General features: G+C 62.9%; 3 protein-coding genes and 1 pseudogene. 1 reads left to right on the top strand and 3 read right to left on the bottom strand.

Annotated features, from left to right (window positions below):
• Positions 1 to 513: pseudogene (locus VFL62_RS08620) on the top strand (hypothetical protein); the annotation flags it as partial.
• 22 nt (positions 514 to 535) lie between these two features.
• On the opposite strand, the gene VFL62_RS08625 reads toward VFL62_RS08620, so the two are convergent.
• The 3 genes from VFL62_RS08625 to VFL62_RS08635 form a co-directional block, all read right to left on the bottom strand.
• Positions 536 to 1,591: a 2-oxoacid:ferredoxin oxidoreductase subunit beta gene (locus tag VFL62_RS08625; protein ID WP_325171951.1), complete on the bottom strand. Its 1,056-nt coding sequence runs from the start codon at positions 1,589 to 1,591 to the stop codon at positions 536 to 538.
• The gene (locus VFL62_RS08630) at positions 1,588 to 3,435 is read right to left on the bottom strand and encodes a 2-oxoacid:acceptor oxidoreductase subunit alpha (RefSeq protein ID WP_325171952.1); all 1,848 of its coding nucleotides are present in this window, start codon (positions 3,433 to 3,435) and stop codon (positions 1,588 to 1,590) included. Before VFL62_RS08630 ends, VFL62_RS08625 begins: the two co-directional genes overlap by 4 nt.
• Positions 3,405 to 3,722, bottom strand: a 318-nt coding sequence (locus VFL62_RS08635) for an NADH-quinone oxidoreductase subunit I (RefSeq protein WP_325171953.1), incomplete at its 5' end; no start/stop codon positions are given. The genes VFL62_RS08630 and VFL62_RS08635, both read right to left, overlap by 31 nt.

The raw sequence follows: 3,722 nt of genomic DNA on the forward strand, positions 1-3,722 counted from the left end.
GACTTCGCCGATCGCTCGCTCGGCGTCGGCTATCCCGGCGGCGCCTCGCTGCTGGCCGTTTTGCTGATGACCTCTCTGGCGGTATGGTACCGGTCGGAAGGGACCATTTCGGTCAACCTCATATCCACGCCGCGCGCCGAGACCTTCTACTGGGTATCGATCCTGTTCTCGCAGACGCTCGGCACCGCACTCGGCGACTGGATGGCCGATACCAACGGGCTCGGTTACGAGGGCGGGGCGCTGGTATTCTCCGCCGGGCTTGCGGCGATCGCGACGGCCTATTTCTGGACCAGCGCCTCCAGAACCGCGCTGTTCTGGTGTGCCTTTATCCTCACGCGTCCGCTTGGTGCGACGCTCGGTGACCTGCTCGACAAGCCGGCACAGGACGGCGGCCTCGCCTTCAGCCGATATGTCGCGACGGCACTGCTCGGAACCGCGATCCTCGCGTGCATCATCGTGCTGCCGCAGCGTGCAGGATCGCACGCCGGCGACCCGGACGCATCGCGTCCTTGAGGCGCGAAGGTTTCTTCAGGGCTCAGCGCAAGGATGCGTTGATCTTTTCCAGCGCCGCAGATCCCGGACACAGCACGTCGGCCTCGAGGCGGTTGAGCGGCTGTTCAACCGTGTTGAGGTGGCTGTGCAGATCTTCCGCGTCCGCATCGACATACAGGAGGCCGGTGACGATCTGGCCCTTGGCGGCGTGCTTTTGCAGGAACGCCATCGCGCCGACGCGGTCGTGGGCATCGTAATCGGCGTCGATTTTGCGCAGCGCGATCTTGCTGCCGTCGTGCTGTTCGACCACCTGCACCGTGCCTGGCGCGTAGTCGACCGCGATTGGCTCGCGGCCGGTGAGCACGTCGAGGCGGTTCACCGCATCGTTGTGCTCGCGCACGTAGTCGAAGCTCTTGGTCGAGCCGGCGTGATTGTTGAAGGCAATGCAGGGGCTGATGATGTCGATGAACGCCGCGCCTTTGTGCTCGATGGCGGCTGCGATCAAGGGCACGAGCTGGTTCTTGTCGCCGGAGAAGCTGCGGGCCACGAAGCTGGCGCCGAGCTGAAGCGCGATCGCGACCAGATCGACCGCGTTGTCGGTATTGGTCACGCCCTTCTTGGATTTCGAGCCGCGGTCGGCGGTCGCCGAGAATTGACCCTTGGTGAGGCCGTACACGCCGTTGTTCTCGACGATGTAGGTCATGTTGACGCCGCGCCGGATCGAGTGCGCGAACTGGCCGAAACCGATCGAGGCGGAATCACCGTCGCCGGAGACGCCGAGATAGATCAGGTCGCGGTTGGCGAGGTTGGCGCCGGTCAGCACCGATGGCATGCGGCCGTGGACGGTGTTGAAGCCGTGGGAGTTGCCGAGGAAATAGTCCGGGGTTTTCGACGAGCAGCCGATGCCGGAAATCTTTGCCACCCGATGCGGCTCGATCGAGAGCTCGTAGCAGGCCTCGATGATGGATGCGGTGATCGAGTCGTGGCCGCATCCGGCGCACAGCGTCGAGATCTTGCCCTCGTAATCGCGGTGGGTATAGCCGAGGCGATTCTTGGTCAGGCCCGGATGATGGAATTTTGGTTTTGCAATGTAGGTCATGACTTTACCTTGCGCAGCGGGGTCAGCTTGAGCTGATCCTGATGTTCGCCGATGGCGTTTGCGATGAATCGCGCAGTGATCGGCGTGCCGTCATAATGGCGGATCGGCACCAGCCGGACCGGATCGATGCCGTTTTCGTTGACGATCAGTGTGCGAAGCTGGGCATCGCGGTTCTGCTCGACCACGTACACAAAATCGTGGTCGGCGATGAAGCTTGCCACCGAGGAGTGGAACGGGAAGGCGCGGATGCGCATGCGGTCGAGCGTATGGCCGCGCGCCTCGAGGAGCTGGATCGCCTCATCCATCGCGGGCGCGGTCGAACCGAAATACAGCACGCCATATTTGGTCGGCTTGGCGGCGTTGGCCTGTAACGGCCGCGGCACCATGTCCTGCGCGGTCTCGAACTTGCGCAGCAGGCGTTGCATGTTGTCGGCATAGACCGCGCCTTCTTCCGAGTAGCGGGCGTAACGGTCGCGCGAGGTACCGCGGGTGAAGTACGAGCCCTTGGTCGGGTGAGTGCCCGGATAGGTGCGGTAAGGGATGCCGTCGCCGTCGACGTCGAGATAGCGGCCGAAGTCGCGGCCCTCATCCAGCATTTCAGCCGTCATCACCTTGCCGCGGTCATATTGCCTTGCATCGTCCCACTTCAGTGGGCGGCAGAGCCGGTGGTTCATGCCGATGTCGAGGTCGAGCATCAGGAAGATCGTGGTCTGAAGCCGCTCGGCGAGATCGAAGGCCTGCGCCGCGAATTCGAAGGCTTCGGCCGGATCTTCCGGGAACAGCAGCACATGCTTGGTGTCGCCGTGCGAAGCATAGGCGCAGGCGATGATGTCGCATTGCTGCGTGCGGGTGGGCATGCCCGTCGACGGGCCGGCACGCTGCACGTTCATGATCACCGCCGGAATTTCGGCGAAGTACGAAAGTCCGATGAATTCGGTCATCAGCGAGATGCCGGGACCGGAGGTCGCGGTGAAGGCACGGGCGCCGTTCCAGCCCGCCCCGACCACGATTCCGATCGAGGCAAGTTCATCCTCGCCCTGCACGATGGCGTAGTTGGCCTTGCCGGTCTTGGGATCGTGCCGCAGCTTCTTGCAGTGGCTGGCAAAGGCGTCCGCCAGCGAGGAAGACGGCGTGATCGGATACCAGGCACAGACAGTGGCGCCGCCATAGACCGCGCCCAGTGCAGCCGCGCTGTTGCCCTCGATGAAGATGCGGTCGCCGACCTTGTCGGCTTTCTTCACCCTCAGCCCGATCGGGCACTTGAGGTTCTGCAAGGCCCAGTCGCGTCCAAGATGCAGCGCATGGACGTTGGAGGACAAGAGCTTCTCCTTGCCCTTGTACTGTTCGCCGATCAACTGCTCGATCAGCTTCGGGTCCATGTCGAGCAGGGCGCAGAGCGCGCCGAGGTAGATGATATTCTTGAAGAGCTGGCGCTGCCGCGGATCGGTATAGGTGGAATTGGTGATCGCGGTCAGTGGCACGCCGATGACGTTGATGTCATCGCGGAATTTCGATTGCGGCAGCGGCTTGGTGGAATCGTAAAACAGATAGCCGCCAGGTTCGATTCCGGCGACGTCCTTGTCCCAGGTCTGCGGGTTCATCGCCACCATCATGTCGACGCCGCCACGGGCGCCGAGATGGCCATCTTCCGTCACCCGCACTTCGTACCAGGTCGGCAGGCCCTGGATGTTGGAGGGGAAGATGTTGCGCGGGGAGACCGGCACGCCGTGACGCAGGATGGCGCGGGCGAACAATTCGTTGGCGCTCGCCGAGCCCGAGCCGTTGACGTTGGCGAAGCGGACGACGAAGTCGTTTACGCTGCTGATCGGGCTTTGGACGGGCATGATGTTCCTGCGTAAGTCATGTCGATGAAATACTTCTGCATGTCCCAGGCGCCGGTCGGACAGCGCTCGGCGCACAGCCCGCAATGCAGGCAGACATCCTCGTCCTTTACCATCACGCGGCCGGTCTTGAGATCGGACGAGACGTAAAGGTCCTGGTCGGGATGCTGCGACGGTGCTTTCAGTCGTGTGCGCAAATCCGCTTCATCGCCGTTCTGGGTGAAGGTGATGCAGTCCATCGGGCAGATGTCGACGCAGGCATCGCACTCGATGCAGAGCGAGGTCGAAAA

The organism is Bradyrhizobium sp., from assembly GCF_035701725.1.
GTDB lineage: Bacteria > Pseudomonadota > Alphaproteobacteria > Rhizobiales > Xanthobacteraceae > Bradyrhizobium.